The organism is Catenulispora subtropica, from assembly GCF_039531675.1.
GTDB classification, from domain to species: domain Bacteria; phylum Actinomycetota; class Actinomycetes; order Streptomycetales; family Catenulisporaceae; genus Catenulispora; species Catenulispora subtropica.
In genome coordinates, this window is sequence record NZ_BAAAQM010000018.1 from 136278 (window position 1) to 155362 (window position 19085).

Genomic DNA, 19085 nt, shown 5'->3' on the forward strand with positions numbered 1-19085 from the left:
CGGACCCGGCGGACGGGGGTCGCCCTCTACCTGAACACGCCCGTGTGGCCCAGCGAGTACCGCCCCGGCTGCGGATACACCGCCAGGCCGTGTGGGCCCCGGCCGACGCGCACCCGTGCCAGCAGCTTGCCGTCGTCCGTCGAGATCGCGTAGACCTCGGCGTTGTAGCGGCCGGAGAGCCAGAGCACCTTTCCGTCCGCCGACACGCCGCCCATGTCCGGGGAGCCGCCGCCGGGCAGCTCCCATTTGGCGCGCGGCTTGCCGGTGGCGAAGTCGAACAGCGTGATGGTGCCCTCACCACGGTTCGAGACGTACATCGTCTTGGAGTCCCGGGAGACGTAGAGGCCGTGCGCGCCCCGGCCGGTCGGGATCAGGCCCGTCACCTTGAACGCGTTGCCGTCGACCGTCCACAGGCCGTTGGCCACCATGTCGGCGACGTAGAAGACCTTGCCGTCCGGGGAGATCTTCACGTCCTGCGGCATCGCGCCCCGCTGCGGCAGGTCCACCACGCCGAGCAGGCTGCGGTTCTTCGTGTCGACCTTCAGCAGCTGGCCGGAGAACTCGCAGGACACGATGAAGTAGGAGCCGTCGGGCGCGAAGTCCGCGTGGTTCACCCCCGCGCACGGGACCGGCAGCGTCTTCTGCACCGCCATCGAGTGCGGGTCGCGGAAGACCAGCTGCATGTCCTTGCTGGCCATCACCACGGCGGAGGCGCCGTCCGGGGTGAAGTAGAGGTTGTACGGGTCGTGCACCGCGACCGGGGTGCCCGCCTTGCCGGTGAACGGGTCGATCGGCGTCAGGGTGTTGCCGAGGTCGTCGTTCACCCACAGCGTCTTCAGGTCCCAGGACGGGACCACGTGCTGCGGCTGGCGGCCCACGTTGATCGTCTCGATGACGTGGTAGTCCGCCGGGTCGATCACCGTGACGGTGTCACTCTCGGTGTTCGGGACGTAGACCCGGGGCAGGGCGGAGGCGATGACCGGGGAGATCATGCCGGGGCGGTCGAAAGAGTACAGGTCCGCGGGGTCGTAGTCGGGCATGCCCGGCAGGGCGGCCGGCTGGAGGGCACCGGCGGCGCGCGGCGTGCCGGGGGCGGTCTTCGCGGCGCCGTTCGCTCCGCCGGGCAGCACGCCGGCCCCGGCGACCCGCCCGCCGCCGCTCATGCCGGGCATGCCGTCCATCCCGCTCGCGCCGGAGTTCTTCGCGGCCGGCGCCGTGGCGTCGTGCCAGACGCCCCGATCGACGGCCAGCCAGACCCCGGCGCCGAGTACTCCGGTGGCGATCAGCACGCCCGCCAGCCGGCGCGCGCGGCGCCGCGGGGCCGAGCGGCGGCCGCGTGCCGCGTGCGAGGTGGGAAGCGCCGGCGAACCCGGTGCCGTCGGCGGAGTCGGCGGAGTCGGCGGGGTCGGGGGCGTCCCGTCGTCGGGGGTGGGCGTCACGAGAACAGCTCCGATGCGGTGACGGCGGCCAGGCCGCGGGACTTCAAACCGGCGAGGACTGCGGGGAGCGCCCGCACCGTGCCCTGGTGGCCCAGGTGCAGCGACACCACGGCGCCGGGGCGGACCGCGGCCAGCAGCCGGTCGGCGATGGTCTCGCTCGGCGGGTCCTGGTAGTCGAGCGGGTCGACCCCGTACGACAGCACCGTGCGATAGCCGGCGCGGCGGGCCTGCTCGACCAGTCCCGCGTCGGCGTGCTGGGTCTGCGAGGGACGGAACCACACGCCGGGCGAGCCGGTCAGCTTCCTGAGGCGGTCGGCGCAGGCCTCGATCTCGGCGAAGGCGGCGGCCGGGGCCAGACGGGCGATGTCGACGTGGTTCTCGGTGTGGTTGCCGAGTTCGTGGCCGCCGTCGAGGATCCGGCGCGCCATCTCCGGGTGCTCGCCGAGCCAGCGGCCGACGGCGAGGACGGTGAGCCGGGCCTGGTGCGCCTCGGCCTCCTGGAGGAGGGCTTCGGCGAGCGCGGGGTCGCCGTCGCCGTGGAAGGTGAGGGCGACCTGCGGGCGGCCGGAGGTGGCGTGGTCGAGTTCGGGGGGCGGAGGGACGGTCTGGGGCCCGTTCAGGGTGTCCGTCCCCTGCTTCGCCCCGGACCGCGTCGAGGGGGCGGTGGCCGTTGCCGTGGCTGTGGCTGTGGCTGTAGCCGTGGCCGTGGCGCCGGCCGCGCCGGTACCGTGTTCCGCCTCGTCGCCGTCCGCGCATGCCGCGAGGACCGCCGACGTGGCGGCCGTCCCCAGCGCGGCCAACCCCGCCCGCAGCGCGGTGCGTCGGTCCGGTGCGATCACGGGCCACGATCCTAGGTCGGCCATCAACCGTTTTCCGGTGATTGGTCCGCGTGCCGCCATAAGTGCGATCGCCGTTTCACCCGATCGGGAGGCGGCGGACCCTTGTAGCGGGCTGCTACCGGCCGGTAGGTTTTTGACACACCGTCCAATGACGCCATCGGGAGCTGCCGTGGGACGCAAGATACTGATCCTCGCCGGTGCACTGGCCCTGGCCGCCGAGGCCCTGGGCATGCTGCTCGTGGCGGCCGCCTTCTACGGCTTCCTGGCCTTCGGCAACGGCGTCAAGTTCGGCCCGGCCTCCCCCGGCGTCCTCCAGGTCGGCGTGTCGGTCCTGTGCCTGAGCATGGCCCTGGCGCTCGCCGTCGGCGCGCTGATCCTGGTCCTGGCGGCCGTCGGCGTCGTCCTGAACAACTTCATGCAGGGCGTGATGATGGCGCTCGCGGCCCTGCAGCTGTTCGTGACCATCGTGGTCACCGGCCTCACCGGCTGGACCCAGCTGCTCCTGCTCGGCGGCGTGTTCCTGCTGCTGTCCGGCGCGCTGGCGGTGGCGATGGTGACGCCGGCCGCGCCCAGGCCGGAGCCGGGGCCGGTGGAGGCGGCGCCGCCCGGTGGCGGTGCGAACGGGTCGCCGAAGACGGCGTGACCTAGAGTCGGGGCATGTCCCCGACTCTGCCTCCCCTCGTTCTGGCCTCCGCGTCCCCTGCCCGGCTGGCGCTGCTGCGCTCCGCCGGTTTCCACCCCCGTGTCCTGGTCAGCGGCGTCGACGAGGACGCCATCGAAGCAGCGCTCGGTCCCGGAGCCGTGCCGGCGGACGTCGCCCTGGAACTGGCGCGGGCCAAGGCCCAGGCGGTGGCCGCGCTGCCGGAGACCGACGGCGCGCTGGTCGTGGGCTGTGACTCGCTCCTCGAGTTCGAGGGCCGGGCCCTGGGCAAGCCCGACAGCGCGCAGGAGGCGGTGGCGCGCTGGTACGCCATGCGCGGCAAGTCCGGCCGCCTGCTCACCGGACACTGGCTCGTCGACCGCACCACCGGCAACGAGATCGGGTCGGTCGCCACGACCGTGGTGCACTTCGGCGAGCCGAGCGACGAGGAGGTGCTGGCGTACGTGGCCAGCGGGGAGCCGCTGCGGGTGGCCGGGGCCTTCACGATCGACGGGCTCGGCGGGGCCTTCGTGGCGGGTCTGGAGGGCGACCACTCCAACGTGGTCGGCCTGTCGAAGCCGTTGCTGCGCAAGCTGATGGGCGAGCTGGGCGTGAACTACACGGCGTACTGGAACGGCGCCGCGGAATAGCCGGAAAGCCGAGGAGCGGGAGTCCTTCCGGACTCCCGCTCCTCGTATGTCACGGGCCGGGCGCTCCGTGCTCCGTCAGAGCACGGTCACCCGGTCGCGCTCACGCGCCGCCCAGCGACCCCAGCAGCTTCTGGACGTCGATGTTCGTCACGCCGTCGGGCGCGCTCACCTTGGCCGCGTCCTGGCTGAACTTGGCGTCCAGCGGCAGGTGGCCGCCGCCGGTCTGGTCCTTCGGCGCGAACTGCGCCAGGTCCAGCTGCAGCTCGCTGATCTGGTTGTTCTTCAGCCACACGTCGAAGGTGACGGTCTCGCTGTCCGGGACGCTGTTCAGGCTCTCCTTCAGCTTGTCCAGGTCGGCCTTGGACTTGCCGGGGACCGAGGTCAGCGCCGGGCTGAGGGCCTGCAGGATGTCCTGGCCGATGACCTTGACCTTGCCGGAGATCTCGAGCTTGCCGCTGCCCTTGTCGGTGACGGTGGCGTCCTGGGTCAGGGCCTTCAGCAGCGAGGCCTCCATGCCCGCGAGCATCTGGGCGTTCGGCGAGGCGGTGGGGGCCGAGCCGAGGTCGCCGCCGCCCATGCTCTTCGCCATCTGCTCCAGGCCCTTGAGGTCCTGGGCGCTGACGCCGACCCACTTGCCGCCCATCAGCGCCTGCACCGGGGCCTGGAACGCCGGCGGGACCTGGCCCATGGCGGCGGTCAGGTCGCTGGTCGACTTGCCGGACAGCTGGGCGATCTGCGGGACGTTCGCCTTCAGGTACAGGGCGCCGGCCACGCTGCGCACGTCGACGAAGTCGGTGCCGCCCGCGGTGACGTCGATCTCGACGTTCGGGGTCTCGCCCGCCTTGAGGTCCTTCAGCGCCTTGTCGGAGCTGACGGTGAACTTCACGACGATGCCGCCGTTGCCCAGCAGGGCCTTGGCGATCGCCGCGTCCTGCTTGCTGGAGTCCTTGTTCATCGCCGCGATCATGGCGTCGTCCGGCTTCAGCGAGAGCTGGAAGGACTCGGCCTTGCCGCTGGAGATGTTGTGGACCGCGGCCGCGAGGGCCTCGGTCGGGTTCTTGCCGTCGGTCTTGATGGTCCCCCCGCCGCTGCTGCCGCTGCCGGTCGAGCCGGAGGACGAGCACGCGGTCAGCGCGAGTCCGGAGACGGCGCCGACGGCGATCGTCATCGTCAGAGCTCGGACCGGGCGCTTACCGGGTATGGATGTCGTCTGTACGGGCATTGCTGGGAACCCCCCTGAAGCGGAGCCTTTGACTATTCCTCGAACTGTGTCAACTGTACCCGGACGCACTGTCGCGCCGGATGCGACTTTGGGGGGAATCTATGAATCCCCCTACAGATGACGCGATCTTGGCCGGGTAGTCCTTACGGCTTACGAACCCTCAACGGCCTTGCGGCAAAGCCGAAGCACGCCAGCCGCCAGGGCCGGAACGGAGCGCCGGGCGCACCCCCCGCTCGGGCGCGGACCAGCCGCCGAGGCTCACAGCCTGTCGCCGATCGTTATCCGATCGTGACTGTGCGGCGGCAACTGATGCCGCGGCGAGCACGGTGACCACGGCGGCGAGCTCCTCAGGGGTCGGATTCCCCTGGACGACGCGGATCTCGGCCGCTTCCCCGGCGCTCACAGCGGGATGTTCCCATGCTTCTTGGGCGGCAGCGTCTCGCGCTTGGAGCGCAGCGCCCGCAGAGCCTTGACGACGTACGTCCGGGTCTGCGACGGCTGGATCACGGAGTCGACGTAGCCGCGCTCGCTGGCCTGGTAGGGGTTCAGGAGCTCGTCCTCGTACTCCTGGATGAGCCGCGCGCGCTCGGCCGCCGGGTCCTCCGCGGCCGCCAGCTCCTTGCGGTACAGGATGTTCACCGCGCCCTGGGCGCCCATCACCGCGATCTGCGCGGTGGGCCAGGCGACGTTCAGGTCGGCGCCCAGGTGCTTGGAGCCCATGACGTCGTAGGCGCCGCCGAAGGCCTTGCGGGTGATGATGGTCAGCAGCGGCACGGTGGCCTCGGCGTAGGCGTAGATGAGCTTGGCGCCGCGCCGGATGATGCCGTTCCACTCCTGGTCGGTGCCCGGCAGGAAGCCGGGGACGTCGACGAAGGTCAGGACCGGGACGTTGAAGGCGTCGCAGGTGCGCACGAAGCGCGCGGCCTTCTCCGACGCGTCGATGTCCAGACAGCCGGCCAGCTGCATCGGCTGGTTGGCGACGATGCCGACGGTGCGGCCCTCCACCCGCCCGAAGCCGACCACGATGTTCGGCGCGAACAGCGCCTGCACCTCGAGGAAGTCGGCGTCGTCCAGCACGTGCTCGATGACCGTGTGGATGTCATAGGGCTGGTTCGCCGAGTCCGGCACCAGCGTGTCGAGCTCCCGGTCCTCGGCGGTGATCTCTGACTCCGCCTCGGTGTCGTAAACCGGCACCTCGTCGAGGTTGTTGCTCGGCAGGAAGGACAGCAGCGTCTTGACGTAGTCGATCGCGTCCTTCTCGTCCGCACCCATGTAATGGGCGTTCCCGGACTTGGTGTTGTGCGTCCGCGCGCCGCCGAGGTCCTCCATGGAGACGTCCTCGCCGGTGACCGTCTTGATGACATCCGGCCCGGTGATGAACATCTGCGAGGTCTGGTCGACCATCACCACGAAGTCGGTCAGCGCGGGGGAGTAGACGTGCCCGCCGGCCGCCGCGCCCATGATGAGCGAGATCTGGGGGATGACCCCCGAGGCGAGCACGTTCCGCCGGAAGATCTCACCGTAGAGGCCGAGCGAGACGACACCTTCCTGGATGCGCGCCCCACCTCCCTCGTTGATGCCCACGATCGGGCACCCGAGCTTCAGGGCGAGATCGAGCACCTTGACGATCTTCTCCCCGTACACCTCCCCGAGGGCGCCCCCGAAGATGGTGACGTCCTGCGAGAACACGCACACCTGCCGGCCGTCCACGGTCCCGAACCCGGTGACCACACCATCGGTGTAAGGCCGGTTGCGCTCCATCCCGAACCGCGCCGACCGATGCCGCGCCAGCTCGTCCAGCTCCATGAAGGAGCCGTCGTCCAACAGGTACTCGATCCGCTCACGCGCGGTCATCTTCCCCTTGGCGTGCTGCTTCTCCACGGCACGCTCGTTGCCGGCGTGGATCGCTTCGTCCACTCGGCTGCGGAGTTCGGCGAGTTTGCCCGCCGTCGTGTGGATATCGGGGGCTGCGGCGTCAGTCACGTGGTCACTGTAATGCGTAGGAGGGGATTAGCCTCGGGGGATGACCAGTGACTCGCCTTACACCGATCTGGAACGCCCGCCGCTGCGCGAGCTCGCCATCAACAAGGCAGTCGTCCGCCCCGGCGGCCTCTGGCGCCGGATCGACATCGTCCCCGAAACCGGGTCGACCAACGCGGATCTCGTCGAGGCGGCGCGGGGCGGGGCGGCCGAGGGACTGGTGCTGGTCGCCGAGGCGCAGAGCGCCGGGCGGGGACGGCTCGGGCGGGCGTGGACCGCGCCGCCTCGGTCGGGGTTGTTCCTCTCTGTACTGCTCCGGCCGGGTGATGTCGCGCCGGCGCGGTGGGGATGGCTGCCGTTGTTGGCGGGAACCGCTGTGCGGACCGCGGTGGATGCCGTGACCGGGGTGCCGGTGCGGCTGAAGTGGCCCAACGATCTGATCGTGGTGGATGACGAGGTACCGGACGACACCATGGGGGAGGGGCGCGAGACCGGGTCCTACGGTGCCGCCCGCAAGCTCGGCGGGATCCTCGTCGAGCGGGTCGAGACGCCGGACGGGGCGGCGGCGGTGGTGGGCGTCGGGCTCAACGTCTCATTGCGGGTCGACGAGCTGCCCGCCGCGCACGCGACGTCGCTCGTGCTCGAGCACGCCGAGGCCGCGGACCGGGACACCGTCCTGCGCGCCGTGCTGCGGGAGCTGGGCCGCTGGTACACGGACTGGACCGCGGTCTCCGGCGACCCCCTGGCCTCCGGTCTGGCCAGCGCTTATGCCGCCTCCTGCGCGACGCTCGGACGGCGGGTGCGGGTGGAGGTGCCCGGCGGTGCGGCCGTGGAGGGGGAGGCGGTGGGGTTGGATGGGGACGGGCGGCTGGTGGTGCGGACCCCGGACGGGGAACGGGCGTTCGGGGCGGGCGATGTAGTCCATCTCAGATGACAAGACCCTGTCACTGCACACCGTCACCGATGTCTGCCAATATGCGTGGCGACAGAGACCTTCGCTTCCTCACAGGGGGGAGGCGCGGAGCTGAGGGAGTTGTGACGAAATGGGTTATCCCAAGCACTTGCTGGCGCCCGGCGAGCAGATCGATCTCGCCATGCGTCCGCACTGGAAGGCGCTCATCCTTCCGGTGCTGAACCTGATCGTCGCGGTCGCCGCGTTCGGCGCCGCGGTCGGGTTCACCAGCGGTGACACTCGCAAGTACGCGGCGATCGGCGTCGGCGCGCTGGCGGTGATCGACATCGTGATCCTCACGCTCCGGCCGTGGATCATCTGGCTGAACAAGAACTACATCGTCACCAACAAGCGCCTGATCATCCGCGAGGGCTTCATCCAGCGGCACGGCCGCGACATGCCGCTCATCAAGATCAACGACGTGTCGTTCCAGCACAACGGTCTGCTGGACCGGATCCTGGGCTGTGGCACCCTGGTGGTGGAGTCGGCCGGCGAGCACGGCCAGGAGCAGCTGCAGGACATCCCGCACGTGGAGGCCACGCAGCGCGAGCTGACCAACCTGATCAGCAGCGTCGGTGCCAACGGCACGGCCGACGACGACGAGGCCGACGCCGGGGACCGCCGCCGCAAGTAGTGGCCCCCACGACGACGGCGACCAGGGCTGGAGCACGGAACAGGATGGCGCGCAGGGTGCCGGGCAACGGCGGCGAGGCGAAGGAAGCGACGGACGGGACGGTCCCCACGACCGTCCCCGCCACGCCGCCCGCCGACGTGTCCGCACCCGCGCCGGAGAACGGCTCCGTGCCGGGAGACGGCTCCACTCCCCGGAACGGCTCCACCCCCGGGAACGGCTCCACCCCCGGGAACGGCTCCGCACCTGGGAACGGCTCCACCATCAAGCGCAAGCCCGGCGGCGACGACCTGGAGTCCCTCCTCCTCGGCGGCGTCCCCCGCCACACCGCCTATGAGGTCTGCAAGGCCGCGGGCATCCCCTACGACGAAGCCCGCCGCTACTGGCGCGCCATGGGCTTCGCCGACGTCGGCCAGGCCCGCGCCTTCACCGACGCCGACGTCGACGCCCTGCTCCGCCTCGGCGCCATGTCCCGCAGCGGCATGTTCACCGAGGAGTTCGCCACCCAGGTCGCCCGCTCCATGGGCCAGACCACCGCCCGTCTGGCCGAATGGCAGGTCGACGCCCTGTTCGACGCGTTCGACACGGCCGGCGTCGGCCCGGACCAGATGGCCGAGTTCGGCTACCGCATCGGCCGCCGGGTGATGCCCGAGCTGGAGGAGCTGCTGGTCTACGTCTGGCGCCGCCAGCTCGCCGCGGCCGCCGGCCGGGTCCGCCAGCAGCTGCAGGAGCACGCCGAGGGCCTGCAGGCCGTCGGCTTCGCCGACCTCGTCTCCTTCACCCGGCTGTCCCGCCAGCTGTCCGAGGAGGAGCTGGCCGGCCTGGTCTCGGTGTTCGAGGCCAACGCCGCCGACACCGTGGCCTACGGCGGCGGCCGCCTGATCAAGACCCTCGGCGACGAGATCATGTTCGCCGCCGACTCCCCGGCCCGCGCCGCCCGCATCGCCCTGGACCTGCTGGCCGCCATGCGCCGCACCGAGGCGGTCCCCGAGCTGCGCATCGGCGTGGCGTACGGCCACGTGGTGCAGCGCAACGGCGACATCTACGGCACCACCGTGAACCTGGCCGCGCGCCTGACCGCGATGGCCGAGCCGGACCAGATCGTCATCGACCCGGAGCTGGCCGACGCGCTCGCCGACGACGCCGCGTTCGCCGTCGAGCCGGTCGGCGGGCGGATGGTGCGCGGACTCGGCGAGATCGAGATCTCGGTCCTCACCGCGGCGGAGTGACCGTAACCCCAGCTCAAGCCCCGTGACAGCGCTCACATTCCACGCTTTGAGACAACACTGTTAGCGTCATAGACATGACCGATCTGCCGACAACGCTGTCGCTTCGAGAAGTCGGACCCCGCGACGGCCTCCAGAACGAGGACCCGGTCTCCACGGAGGCCAAGATCGAACTGATCGACCGCCTGTCCGGGACCGGCGTGTCGCGGATCGAGGCGGTGTCGTTCGTGCACCCGCGCGCGATCCCGCAGATGGCCGACGCCGCCGAGGTCGCCGCGCAGATGACCCGCGCCTCCGGCGTCCGCTACTCGGCGCTGGTCCCGAACCTGAAGGGCGCCGAACGGGCCCTGGACGCCGGGTTCAACGAGATCGAGGTCGTGGTCTCCGCCTCGGACACGCACAACAAGAAGAACCTGAACCGCAGCACCGCCGAGTCGCTCGACGACATCGCCGCCATCATCGACCTGGCCCACGGCCGCGGCGCCACCGTGCAGGTGATCGTGTCCACCGCCTGGGGCTGCCCCTACGAGGGCGAGGTCCCCACCGAGCGCGTGCTCTGGGTGGCCGGCACCGCCGTCGCGCACGGCGCGGACTCCCTGTCCTACGGCGACACCACCGGTATGGCCACCCCGACGCGCGTCACCCGCCTGATCGGCGAGACCCGCTCGGCGCACGCCGAACTCCCGCTCAACCTGCACTTCCACAACACCCGCGGCACCGGCCTGGCCAACGTCCTGGCCGCGCTGGAACTCGGCGTCACCGACTTCGACGCCTCGGTCGGCGGCCTCGGCGGGTGCCCCTACGCGCCCGGTGCCTCCGGAAACATCGCCACCGAGGAACTGGTGCACATGGTCGAGGACATGGGCATCGACACCGGCGTCGACCTGGAGGCGCTGCTGGAGACGGCGGCGTACGCCGAGCGCGCCGTCGGCCGGACGCTGCCGTCGCAGGTGCTGCGGGCCGGACCGCGGACGCGGCTGGCGCAGGCGTAGCCGACCGGGCGGCTGAGCGAGCCGGGCCGCTCGCCCCGCAGGCCGAGCAACCCGAGCAACCCGAGCAACCCGAGCAACCCGAGGTCAGGCAGGATCTGGCTCAGGCAGCCCTAGCCGATCTCGCCCTCCGGCTCCTCCACCCGTTCCTCCCTCGCCTGTGCCAAGGCGCGCTCCCACGCCTCCTCGCCGCGAGCGCGCCACAGCGCCTCGCGTACGTACTCGGACACGGACACCCCGGCCTCGGCGGCCCGGGCGCGGACGGCGGCCAGGCCGTCGCCGGCCGGGGACGAGGGGTTCGGGGCTCCGGTCACGTCGGGCCACGGTACCGACACCGGCCGTGGAACCGGGGGACCGTCGCCCGGACGGGTGAAGTGGCACGGCCGGGGGAGATCACCTAGCGTGGTCCCGTGGTCGCGACGGGAAAGGCGGAAATGGCTGATCAAGCGTCGATCCGCCTCCGCGCGCTCACCGACCTGGCCCGGGCCTTGGCGCGGGTGCACGGGTTCTCCGAGGTCATCACGGTCGTGGCCGAGGAGTCGCGCAAGGCGCTGGACGCCCGGGTGGTGTCGCTCTCGGAGTATGTGCGCGCCACCGGGCAGCTGCGCGTGCTGATCAACCACGGCGACCTGTTGCCGTTCGAGGAGCGGTATCCGGACGAGGAGTGGTACGCGCCCTCCGACTTCCCCCGCGTCGTCTCCGAGGAGTACCCGCGGCCCTGGACGCTGCGCAGCGACGACGTCGACGCCGACCCGCGCCGTACCGCCTCGCTGCAGCTGCGTCAGCGCCACAGCGCCCTGATAGCCCCGATCTTCTTCGCCGGCCAGGTCTGGGGCGAGCTGTACGCGGCCCGCACCGCCGACCAGGAGCCCTACACCGACGACGACCTCGACTTCGCTGGCACGCTGGCCGCCCTGGTCAGCGCCGGGCTGGCGCAGGCCGACCGGCAGGAGTACCTGGAGCGGCTGGCCTACACCGACGAGCTCACCGGCCTGGCCAACCGCCGCGCCATCGAGGTGGGCCTGGACGAGGCGATGGAGCTGCACCGCCTCACCGGCCTGCCGGTCGGCCTGATCGTCTGCGACGTCAACGGCCTCAAACAGGTCAACGACACCTCCGGCCACGACACCGGCGACGCGGTCCTGGAGCAGCTGGCCGGTCACCTGTCGGCGGCGGCCGGCTCGGTCAACGGCGCGCTGGCCGCCCGCATAGGCGGCGACGAGTTCAGCGTCCTGGTCGTGGGCCAGCCGGCCGGCACCGTGACCCGCCTCGCCGAGGAGCTCGCGGCCCGCGCCGCCAAGATGGACGGCATCGACGGCGCCGCGGTCGGCTACGCCTGCACCGACGGTCCGGCCGGCCCGGTCGCCGACCGCGACCTGCTCTTCCGCCTCGCCGACGCCGCGCAGTACGAGGCGAAGCACGAGGGCCTCCAGGAACCGGTGGTGGCGGGGCCGCGGCATCTGGCGCGGGTGGAGGCGGCGTCCGTCCACGGGCCGTCCGCTTCGTCGCGGGATCGGCGACGGATCCGGCGTAACGGACGCTAGACGGATCCGGCGTGACAGACGCTAAGCGATGACCCGCTCGGCCCCGCTGTAGACGTTCGCGGTCCGGCCGCGGAGGAACCCGACCACCGTGAGCCCGGAATCCGCGGCCAGCGTCACGGCCAGCGACGACGGCGCCGACACCGCGGCCAGCACCGGGATCCCGCCGGCGATCGCCTTCTGCACCAGCTCGAAGGAAGCCCGTCCGCTCACCGCCAGGACATGACCCCGCAACGGCAGCCGGTCGGCGCGCAGCGCCCAGCCCAGCACCTTGTCGACCGCGTTGTGCCGGCCGACGTCCTCGCGCAGGCACACCAGCTCGCCCTCGGCGGTGAACAGCGCGGCGGCGTGCAGGCCCCCGGTCTTCGCGAACACCTTCTGCGCCTCGCGCATCCGGTCCGGCAGCGTGAACAGGGTCTCCGCGGAGACTTTCACGTCGTCGTCGGCGACCGCCCAGCGCGCCGTGGCCTGCACCGCGTCGATCGACGTCTTCCCGCAGACTCCGCAGGCGCTGCTCACATAGGACGACCGGCGCAGCCGCTCCTCGGGGAGTTCCACGCCCGGCGCGAGCGTCACGTCCACGATGTTCAGCGGGTCGCCGTCCGCGAACGCCAGCGACAGCTCGCCGTCGGTGTACGCGGTCGAGGTGCAGCCGTTGTCGGCCGAGCAGAACTTCATGCGGACGACGTCCGCCGGCGATCCCAGCACGCCCTCGGAGACCAGATGGCCGGCCACGAGGTCGAAGTCGTCGCCCGGGGTCCGCATGGTCACGGTGAAGGGACGTCCGCCGATGCGGAGCTCCAGGGGTTCCTCGGCGGCCAGGTGTTCCTCGCCGCCACGCCGGGCCACCGCACCGTCGCCGGTGCCGTCCAGCCGCACCACGCGCCGCCGTGCCGTGACCCTACTCAACCGCCCTCACCACACTTGTCCCCTAGTCTCAGGATCCCAGGCTCCCCCGGTAATAGGCAAGCGATTTTCCACCACTGACATTCCCGCCTAAAAACCAGGTGAGAAGTGCTATAGGCATTCTCTACCATCCAAGCCATGGAGTCGACGCCAGCTGTTCCGGTCCCCAGTAAACCCAAGATCCCCGATGATCCCGGGCGCGGCGCGTTCATCTCGCTGCGCCGCTTGACGCCCTTCATCCGCCCCTACCGCGGGCAGATGGTCCTGATGACGCTGGCCGCGCTCGGGGCCACACTCGTGGGCGTCGCCGTACCGCTCCTCACCAAGAACCTGATCGACGGGCCCATCGCCCACCACGACAAGGCCGCGCTGTGGCCGCTGGGCGGCCTGGTGCTGCTGTTCGGCATCGTCGAGGCGACGTTGTTCTGGCTGCGACGCTGGTTCCTGCAGCGCGCCGCCCTCGGCATCGAGACCGACATCCGGAACGCCTTCTACCGCCACCTGCAGAAACTGCCGGTGGCGTTCCACGACTCCTGGCAGTCCGGTCAGCTGGTCTCGCGGGTCTCCGGCGACATCAGCAGCATCCGCCGGTTCTTCGGCTTCGCGCTGATCTTCCTGGTGGTGAACAGCGCCACCTTCCTGCTCGTCGGCGGCGCGCTGGTGGTCATCCACCCGGTGATGGGGCTCATCATCTACGCCGCGTCGGTCCCGCTGATCGTCTACGGCCGGGTCGTCGACCGCCGCTACCACCGGCAGTCCCGGGCCGCGCAGGACCAGGCCGGCGACGTCGCCACCCTGGTCGAGGAGTCCGCGCTGGGCATCCGCGCGATCAAGGCGTTCGGCCGGCAGGGGCTGGTGTTCGGGCGGTTCGACGACCGGGCCAGGCAGCTGCGGACGCTGGAGCTGCGCAAGATCAGGACCCTGTCGGAGCTGTGGGCGGTGTTCGCGCTCCAGCCGCAGACCGTGCTCTCGCTGTGCGTGCTGATCGGCGCCTACGCGGTCTCCTCCGGCGCCCTCTCGCTGGGCACCCTCGTCGCCTTCATCTCGCTTTACCTGACGCTGCTGTGGCCGATCGAGTCGATGGCGTGGCTGATGGCGCAGAGCCAGGAGGCGAACTCGGCCGCCGAGCGGATCTGGGAGGTGCTCGACACCGTCCCGGCCATCGCGGACCCCGAGGACACCCGGAACGCCGGCGACGACCGGCGCGGCGAGCTCGTCTTCGAGAACGTCGGTTTCCGCTATCCCAACTCGGCCAAGCCCATCGTCAGCGGCTTCGACCTGCGCGTCGCCCCCGGAGAGACCGTCGCGCTGGTCGGGCCCACTGGTTGTGGGAAGACGACGCTCACCGCGCTGGTGCCCCGGCTCTACGACCCGACCGAGGGCCGGGTGCTGGTCGACGGCGTCGACATCCGCGAGCTGCCGCTGACCGAGCTGCGCCGCAAGGTGGCGTGCGCCTTCGAGGACCCGACGCTGTTCTCCGCGTCGGTGCGCGAGAACCTCACGATGGGCGTCCCGGACGCCACCGGCGAGCAGATCGACGAGGCGCTGGCGGTGGCCCAGGCCGAGTTCGTGCACGATCTGCCCTGGGGCCTGGACACCCGGGTGGGGGAGCAGGGGCTGACGCTGTCCGGCGGGCAGCGGCAGCGGGTGGCGCTGGCCCGCGCGGTGCTGGGCCGGCCGTCGATCCTGGTGCTGGACGACCCGCTGTCGGCGCTGGACATCCACACCGAGGGAAAGGTCGAGCAGGCGCTGCACAGCGTGCTGCGCGGGACCACCGGCCTGGTGGTCGCGCACCGGCCGTCCACGGTGCTGCTCGCCGACCGCGTGGTGCTGCTGTCGCCGGCCGGTCCGGACGGCGCGACGATCGCGGCCGTCGGGACGCATCAGGAGCTGTTGCGGACCTGCCCGGCGTACCGGGACATCCTGTCGCAGACCTCTGATCTCGTGGACGCGGCCGACGAAGCGGAAGCGGAAGCGGCCGAGGGCGAGCTGGTGGAGGTGACCCGATGACGACGACCACCACCGCCGCCGACTGGCGGGGTCAGGCCGCCGAGAAGAAGGACGAACTCCCCGGCAAGGCCGGGATCCGGCTGCGGGCGCGCAGTCGCAAGCTGCTCGGCGAACTGGTCCGCCCGCATCGCCGAGAACTGGTCTTCTGCACCGGCATGGTCCTGGTGCAGACCGCGTTCAACATGGCCGGGCCCTACCTGGTCGCCGTCGGCATCGACCGCGGCATCCCGGCGCTGCGGCGCGGGGACTGGGGCCCGATCACCGCGGTGTTCGTCGGCATGGTCGTCTCGGCGGTGATGGCCGCCGGGCTGCGCGCGGTCTTCCTGAACAAGGTCGGGCGGATCGGCCAGACGATGCTGCTGAACCTGCGGCGCATGGTGTTCTCCAAGTTCCAGGCGCTGCCGCTGGCGTTCCACGAGAACTACACCTCGGGCCGCGTCATCAGCCGGCTCACCTCGGACCCGGACGCGCTGAACGACCTGATCGACAACGGTCTGGACGGGCTGCTGGACGCGCTGCTCACAGTGTCCGCGATCGGGATCATGATGTCGGTCCTGGACCTGCACCTGACCCTGGTCGTGGCGCTGGCGTTCCCGCTGATGCTGTTGCTGATGCGCTGGTTCTCCCGCCACTCCGCGGTCGCCTACCGCCGGACCCGCGAGACCATCGCGGCGCTGATCGTGCACTTCGTCGAGACCTGCAACGGGATCCGCGCGGTGAAGGCGTTCCGCCGCGAGCCGCGCAACGAGGAGATCTTCGGGCAGCTGAACGACGACTACCGCGCGGCCAACGCCCGGGCCATGAACCTGCTGGCGGTCTTCATCCCGGGGATGAAGACCATCGCGGCGGTCACCACGGCCTCGGTCGTGGTCTACGGCGGCCTGCGGGTGATGGACGGGGACATGCAGGTCGGCGTGCTCGTCGGCTTCGTGCTGTACCTGCGGCGGTTCTTCCACCCGCTGGAGGACATCGCGATGTTCTACAACTCGTTCCAGAGCGGGACCGCGGCGCTGGAGAAGCTGTCCGGGATCCTGGAGGAGGCCAACGAGCTGCCGGAACCGTCCGAGCCGAAGCCGCTGCCGTCGCCGGTGCTCGGCGCGGTGACGTTCGAGGGCGTGCGGTTCGCCTACCCGAAGCGGGAGTCGGACGCCGCCTCGGCGAGCGGCGTCGAGGCTGAGGACGTCGGCACCGGCGGCAAGGTGATCCTGCCCTTGCTCGACCTGGACGTCCCAGCGGGCCAGACCGTGGCCCTGGTCGGGGCGACCGGCGCGGGCAAGTCCACGCTCGCCCGCCTGCTGTGCCGGTTCTACGACCCGCAGGACGGCGCGGTGCGCGTGGACGGCGTCGACGTCCGCGACCTGTCCGACGCCGACCTCCGGCGCGCGGTGGTGATGGTGACCCAGGAGAACTTCCTGTTCACCGGCTCGGTCGCGGACAACATCGCCTTCGGCAAGCCGGACGCCACCCGCGACGAGGTGGTGGCCGCCGCCCGGGCGATCGGCGCCCACGACTTCATCACCGCCCTGCCCGACGGCTACGACACCGACGTGAAGAAGCGCGGCGGCCGCCTGTCCGCGGGCCAGCGCCAGCTGGTCGCCTTCGCGCGCGCCTTCATCGCCGATCCGGCGGTCCTGGTCCTGGACGAGGCCACCTCGTCCCTGGACGTCCCCAGCGAGCGCATGGTCCAGCGGGCCCTGCGCACGATCCTGGCCGACCGCACGGCCCTGATCATCGCGCACCGGCTGTCCACGGTCGAGATCGCCGACCGGGTTCTGGTGATGGAGCACGGCCGCGTGGTCGAGGACGGTGAGCCGTCGGCGCTGCTGGCCGCGGGCGACGGCCGGTTCGCGGGGCTGCACCAGGCGTGGCGGGAGTCGCTGGTGTGAGAAGACGGCGGCGGGCGGGGACTTAGGGTACTGAGATGAAGACCCCGCCGCTGCCTCCGGCCGAGCACTACGCCCGCTTGCCGAAGCACATCGCCGGGGCCGGCGTCGTCTTCCATGACGACGCCGGCCGCTTCCTCCTGGTACGGCCGCTCTACCGTACGGACACCTGGGAGATCCCCGGCGGGGCCATGGATCCCGGTGAGCACCCCTGGGAGACCGCGCGGCGCGAGATCGCCGAGGAGCTCGGGATCGACCGCCGGCCAGGCCGTCTGCTGGTGGTCGACTGGGTGCCGCCGCTGCCCGACGGTCGGCCGGCGCTGGCGAACTTCCTCTTCGACGGCGGCTCCGTGACCGAGGACTGGCTCGCGGCCCACGTCGTGGTGCAGTCCGAGGAGATCGCCGAGTGGCGACTGGCGGACGCCGACGTGCGGAGGTCTTTACTCATGCCACTTCTGGCCCGCCGCCTCGAAGCCTGTCGTCGTGCCCTGGTGTCCGGTACGGCGCTGTACCTCCATGACGGCGTGCCGCCCGCCGGGCTCTAGCGCCTCCACTCATGCCGCTGCATGAGCACTCTGCACGTGCAGACTCCCCATGCGTCGTCGCTGGTTGGTATCGCTTTAGTAACGCCCCGGTCGCGAAACGGGTGCGGAGGGTAGTGCCAAAACTCGGCAAAGTCCGGGTCATCTTCGACTCGTTCTTCTTGAGTCTGCGGGCCGCGCTCCGGCAGGGTTCATTCCCGACAGGCCTCGCGCGGGCGTTCGAATGCGAACACCCCACATCCCGCGCCTAGGGGGCGAAGCACGGCGGAAGGCCTCTTTTGTCCGGCATATCCGGCTCCGGCAGACACGTCGCCAGCCACGCCAAGCCCGGCAAGATGACGAATGCCAAGGGCAAGGTCAAGACTGCTGCCGCGGTCACCAGTGTGCTGGCGGTCAGCGGCGGGGTCGCCACAGCCTTCCACCTGCACCAGGACGGGCTGCGGAACAGCACCGAGGCGGCGGCGCAGGACTCGAACCAGGCTGACGCGGCCGCGGCCGCCGGGGCGGCGCTGGCAGCCCGCTCCGGTCACACCTCCGCGGCGGACCGGGACCTGCAGCGGGCGGATCTGAACGCGGCAGGCGGGGCCACCCCCGGCGTGACGACGCCCGGCAGCCCCACCTCGACGGCGCAGCCGGGAACTCCGACCCCCACGTCGGACTCCTCCAGCTCCCAGGCACCGTCGAGCTCGGCGCCGACCTCCACGAGCACCACGGCGCCGAGCACCACCAGCAAGCCCACGGTCACGCCGACCAAGACCACGACGACGCCCTCCGCGCCGGCGACCTCGTCGTCCTCGTCGTCCTCCTCCTCGGTCGGCATGGGCATCAACGCCACCCCGGCGCAGGCCCAGGCGATCGCCAAGCAGCTGGTCCCGTCCGGCCAGTACGCCTGCTTCGCGAACATCATCAGCCGCGAGTCCAGCTGGAACGTCCACGCGACGAACCCGTCCTCCGGCGCCTACGGCCTCGGCCAGGCGCTGCCCGGCGACAAGATGGCGCCGTACGGATCCGACTGGCGCAACAGCGCGACCATCCAGATCAAGTGGGCCCTGGCCTACATGACCGGCCGCTACGGTTCCCCGTGCGCCGCGTGGACGTTCTGGCAGAACCACAGCTGGTACTGACGAGACTCTCCGGGCACCGCGTCGGACGCTGTTCCGGCGCTGTCGCCTTCCCGGCCCGGCTGGCGCCTTCCCCCCCACCGCGAGCTCTCGCCCGCAGCCAGCCGGGTCTGTGGGTGGGTTCGCGGGGCGGGTTGCTGCGGTTTGGTTGTGGGTTGAAGATCAAGAGCCTTGTTACGACCTTCGGGCATGGTGTTGATGGTGCGGGGTTGGTCGGGCGGGCTGTGGTCGTCGGCTGACGGTTGTGGTGTTCACGATCCCGGCTCGGCTGGGGCTTCTTCGGCTACCGGTCGGTGAGATGGGTAGCCCCGCCTCGGGGGTGGCTGGTCTCGGGGGTTGCTTGTCTCGGGGGTTGCTGGTCTCGTGAGGTGGTGATGGATCCACCGGGACGGTCAAGGTCAAAAGCGCCTCCGGCGGCGCTTCCAGCGGGGGCCTCGCTCGGGGAAGGGGGCCATCCCAGGACATCGGCGGCGTGCCTTGCTGCTGTGGTCCGGTTCGGTCTTCCCGCCGCATC

18 protein-coding genes are annotated in these 19085 nt (G+C 71.1%); 11 read left to right on the forward strand and 7 right to left on the reverse strand.

Features of this window, described 5'->3' with window-relative positions; translation table 11 throughout:
• Positions 1–26: 26 nt before the first annotated feature.
• Together ABD466_RS17725 and ABD466_RS17730 are read right to left on the reverse strand one after the other, a co-directional pair.
• Positions 27–1163 (reverse strand): YncE family protein, encoded by a 1137-nt coding sequence (locus tag ABD466_RS17725; protein WP_425558674.1) that lies wholly within the window; start codon positions 1161–1163, stop codon positions 27–29.
• A 272-nt stretch (positions 1164–1435) separates the two neighbouring features.
• Positions 1436–2278, reverse strand: a complete 843-nt coding sequence (locus ABD466_RS17730; protein ID WP_344658174.1) for a polysaccharide deacetylase family protein — start codon at positions 2276–2278, stop codon at positions 1436–1438.
• A gap of 169 nt (positions 2279–2447) precedes the next feature.
• Here ABD466_RS17730 and ABD466_RS17735 point away from each other — a divergent pair, with 169 nt between their 5' ends.
• Together ABD466_RS17735 and ABD466_RS17740 are read left to right on the forward strand one after the other, a co-directional pair.
• Positions 2448–2921 carry a hypothetical protein gene (locus ABD466_RS17735; RefSeq protein WP_344658175.1) on the forward strand — a complete coding sequence of 158 codons (474 nt, stop codon included), beginning with the start codon at positions 2448–2450 and terminating at the stop codon, positions 2919–2921.
• Between the two features lie 14 nt (positions 2922–2935).
• Positions 2936–3568 carry a Maf family protein gene (locus ABD466_RS17740; protein WP_344658176.1) on the forward strand — a complete coding sequence of 211 codons (633 nt, stop codon included), beginning with the start codon at positions 2936–2938 and terminating at the stop codon, positions 3566–3568.
• A gap of 100 nt (positions 3569–3668) precedes the next feature.
• Here ABD466_RS17740 and ABD466_RS17745 read toward each other — a convergent pair whose 3' ends face one another.
• The 3 genes from ABD466_RS17745 to ABD466_RS17755 all read right to left on the reverse strand — a co-directional run bounded on the left by ABD466_RS17745 (position 3669) and on the right by ABD466_RS17755 (position 6773).
• The gene (locus tag ABD466_RS17745) at positions 3669–4736 is read right to left on the reverse strand and encodes a hypothetical protein (protein ID WP_344658177.1); all 1068 of its coding nucleotides are present in this window, start codon (positions 4734–4736) and stop codon (positions 3669–3671) included.
• Between the two features lie 214 nt (positions 4737–4950).
• Positions 4951–5193, reverse strand: a complete 243-nt coding sequence (locus ABD466_RS17750) for an acyl-CoA carboxylase epsilon subunit (RefSeq protein ID WP_344658178.1) — start codon at positions 5191–5193, stop codon at positions 4951–4953.
• Positions 5190–6773, reverse strand: coding sequence for an acyl-CoA carboxylase subunit beta (locus ABD466_RS17755; RefSeq protein ID WP_344658179.1), 1584 nt, complete (start codon positions 6771–6773; stop codon positions 5190–5192). The genes ABD466_RS17750 and ABD466_RS17755 overlap by 4 nt, the downstream gene beginning before the upstream one ends.
• 40 nt (positions 6774–6813) lie before the next feature.
• Between ABD466_RS17755 and ABD466_RS17760 the strand changes: the two genes are divergently transcribed.
• The 4 genes from ABD466_RS17760 (at position 6814) to ABD466_RS17775 (ending at position 10571) form a co-directional block, all read left to right on the forward strand.
• Positions 6814–7704 carry a biotin--[acetyl-CoA-carboxylase] ligase gene (locus ABD466_RS17760; protein ID WP_344658180.1) on the forward strand — a complete coding sequence of 297 codons (891 nt, stop codon included), beginning with the start codon at positions 6814–6816 and terminating at the stop codon, positions 7702–7704.
• Positions 7705–7813: 109 nt separating this feature from the next.
• The gene (locus ABD466_RS17765; RefSeq protein ID WP_344658181.1) at positions 7814–8356 is read left to right on the forward strand and encodes a PH domain-containing protein; all 543 of its coding nucleotides are present in this window, start codon (positions 7814–7816) and stop codon (positions 8354–8356) included.
• Between the two features lie 44 nt (positions 8357–8400).
• Positions 8401–9582, forward strand: a complete 1182-nt coding sequence (locus tag ABD466_RS17770) for an adenylate/guanylate cyclase domain-containing protein (protein ID WP_344658182.1) — start codon at positions 8401–8403, stop codon at positions 9580–9582.
• Between the two features lie 74 nt (positions 9583–9656).
• Complete coding sequence (locus ABD466_RS17775) at positions 9657–10571, forward strand: hydroxymethylglutaryl-CoA lyase (RefSeq protein ID WP_344658183.1); 915 nt, start codon at positions 9657–9659, stop codon at positions 10569–10571.
• Between the two features lie 110 nt (positions 10572–10681).
• On the opposite strand, the gene ABD466_RS17780 is transcribed toward ABD466_RS17775, so the two are convergent.
• Positions 10682–10882 carry a hypothetical protein gene (locus ABD466_RS17780; protein ID WP_344658184.1) on the reverse strand — a complete coding sequence of 67 codons (201 nt, stop codon included), beginning with the start codon at positions 10880–10882 and terminating at the stop codon, positions 10682–10684.
• A gap of 120 nt (positions 10883–11002) precedes the next feature.
• Between ABD466_RS17780 and ABD466_RS17785 the strand changes: the two genes are divergently transcribed.
• Positions 11003–12112: a GGDEF domain-containing protein gene (locus ABD466_RS17785; protein ID WP_344658185.1), complete on the forward strand. Its 1110-nt coding sequence runs from the start codon at positions 11003–11005 to the stop codon at positions 12110–12112.
• A 21-nt stretch (positions 12113–12133) separates the two neighbouring features.
• Here ABD466_RS17785 and fdhD read toward each other — a convergent pair whose 3' ends face one another.
• On the reverse strand, positions 12134–13018 hold the full coding sequence (gene fdhD, locus ABD466_RS17790; protein WP_344658186.1) for a formate dehydrogenase accessory sulfurtransferase FdhD: 885 nt from the start codon (positions 13016–13018) through the stop codon (positions 12134–12136).
• Positions 13019–13153: 135 nt separating this feature from the next.
• Here fdhD and ABD466_RS17795 point away from each other — a divergent pair, with 135 nt between their 5' ends.
• From ABD466_RS17795 to ABD466_RS17810, 4 genes are all read left to right on the forward strand, one after another.
• Entirely contained in the window at positions 13154–15025 is a 1872-nt protein-coding gene (locus tag ABD466_RS17795; protein ID WP_344658187.1) for an ABC transporter ATP-binding protein, read from the forward strand.
• Entirely contained in the window at positions 15022–16911 is a 1890-nt protein-coding gene (locus ABD466_RS17800) for an ABC transporter ATP-binding protein (RefSeq protein ID WP_344658188.1), read from the forward strand. The genes ABD466_RS17795 and ABD466_RS17800 overlap by 4 nt, the downstream gene beginning before the upstream one ends.
• Before the next feature lie 35 nt (positions 16912–16946).
• The gene (locus ABD466_RS17805; RefSeq protein WP_344658189.1) at positions 16947–17453 is read left to right on the forward strand and encodes an NUDIX domain-containing protein; all 507 of its coding nucleotides are present in this window, start codon (positions 16947–16949) and stop codon (positions 17451–17453) included.
• A 275-nt stretch (positions 17454–17728) separates the two neighbouring features.
• Positions 17729–18574 carry an aggregation-promoting factor C-terminal-like domain-containing protein gene (locus tag ABD466_RS17810; protein ID WP_344658190.1) on the forward strand — a complete coding sequence of 282 codons (846 nt, stop codon included), beginning with the start codon at positions 17729–17731 and terminating at the stop codon, positions 18572–18574.
• Positions 18575–19085 lie beyond the last annotated feature (511 nt).

Bases quoted from the DNA above. Each gene is read 5' to 3' on its own strand.
- ABD466_RS17725 (WP_425558674.1), bottom strand. From the start codon at position 1,163: ATGAGCGGCGGCGGGCGGGTCGCCGGGGCCGGCGTGCTGCCCGGCGGA.
- ABD466_RS17740 (WP_344658176.1), top strand. From the start codon at position 2,936: ATGTCCCCGACTCTGCCTCCCCTCGTTCTGGCCTCCGCGTCCCCTGCC.
- ABD466_RS17745 (WP_344658177.1), bottom strand. From the start codon at position 4,736: ATGACGATCGCCGTCGGCGCCGTCTCCGGACTCGCGCTGACCGCGTGC.
- ABD466_RS17760 (WP_344658180.1), top strand. From the start codon at position 6,814: ATGACCAGTGACTCGCCTTACACCGATCTGGAACGCCCGCCGCTGCGC.
- ABD466_RS17765 (WP_344658181.1), top strand. From the start codon at position 7,814: ATGGGTTATCCCAAGCACTTGCTGGCGCCCGGCGAGCAGATCGATCTC.
- ABD466_RS17770 (WP_344658182.1), top strand. From the start codon at position 8,401: ATGGCGCGCAGGGTGCCGGGCAACGGCGGCGAGGCGAAGGAAGCGACG.
- ABD466_RS17775 (WP_344658183.1), top strand. From the start codon at position 9,657: ATGACCGATCTGCCGACAACGCTGTCGCTTCGAGAAGTCGGACCCCGC.
- ABD466_RS17785 (WP_344658185.1), top strand. From the start codon at position 11,003: ATGGCTGATCAAGCGTCGATCCGCCTCCGCGCGCTCACCGACCTGGCC.
- ABD466_RS17795 (WP_344658187.1), top strand. From the start codon at position 13,154: ATGGAGTCGACGCCAGCTGTTCCGGTCCCCAGTAAACCCAAGATCCCC.
- ABD466_RS17800 (WP_344658188.1), top strand. From the start codon at position 15,022: ATGACGACGACCACCACCGCCGCCGACTGGCGGGGTCAGGCCGCCGAG.
- ABD466_RS17805 (WP_344658189.1), top strand. From the start codon at position 16,947: ATGAAGACCCCGCCGCTGCCTCCGGCCGAGCACTACGCCCGCTTGCCG.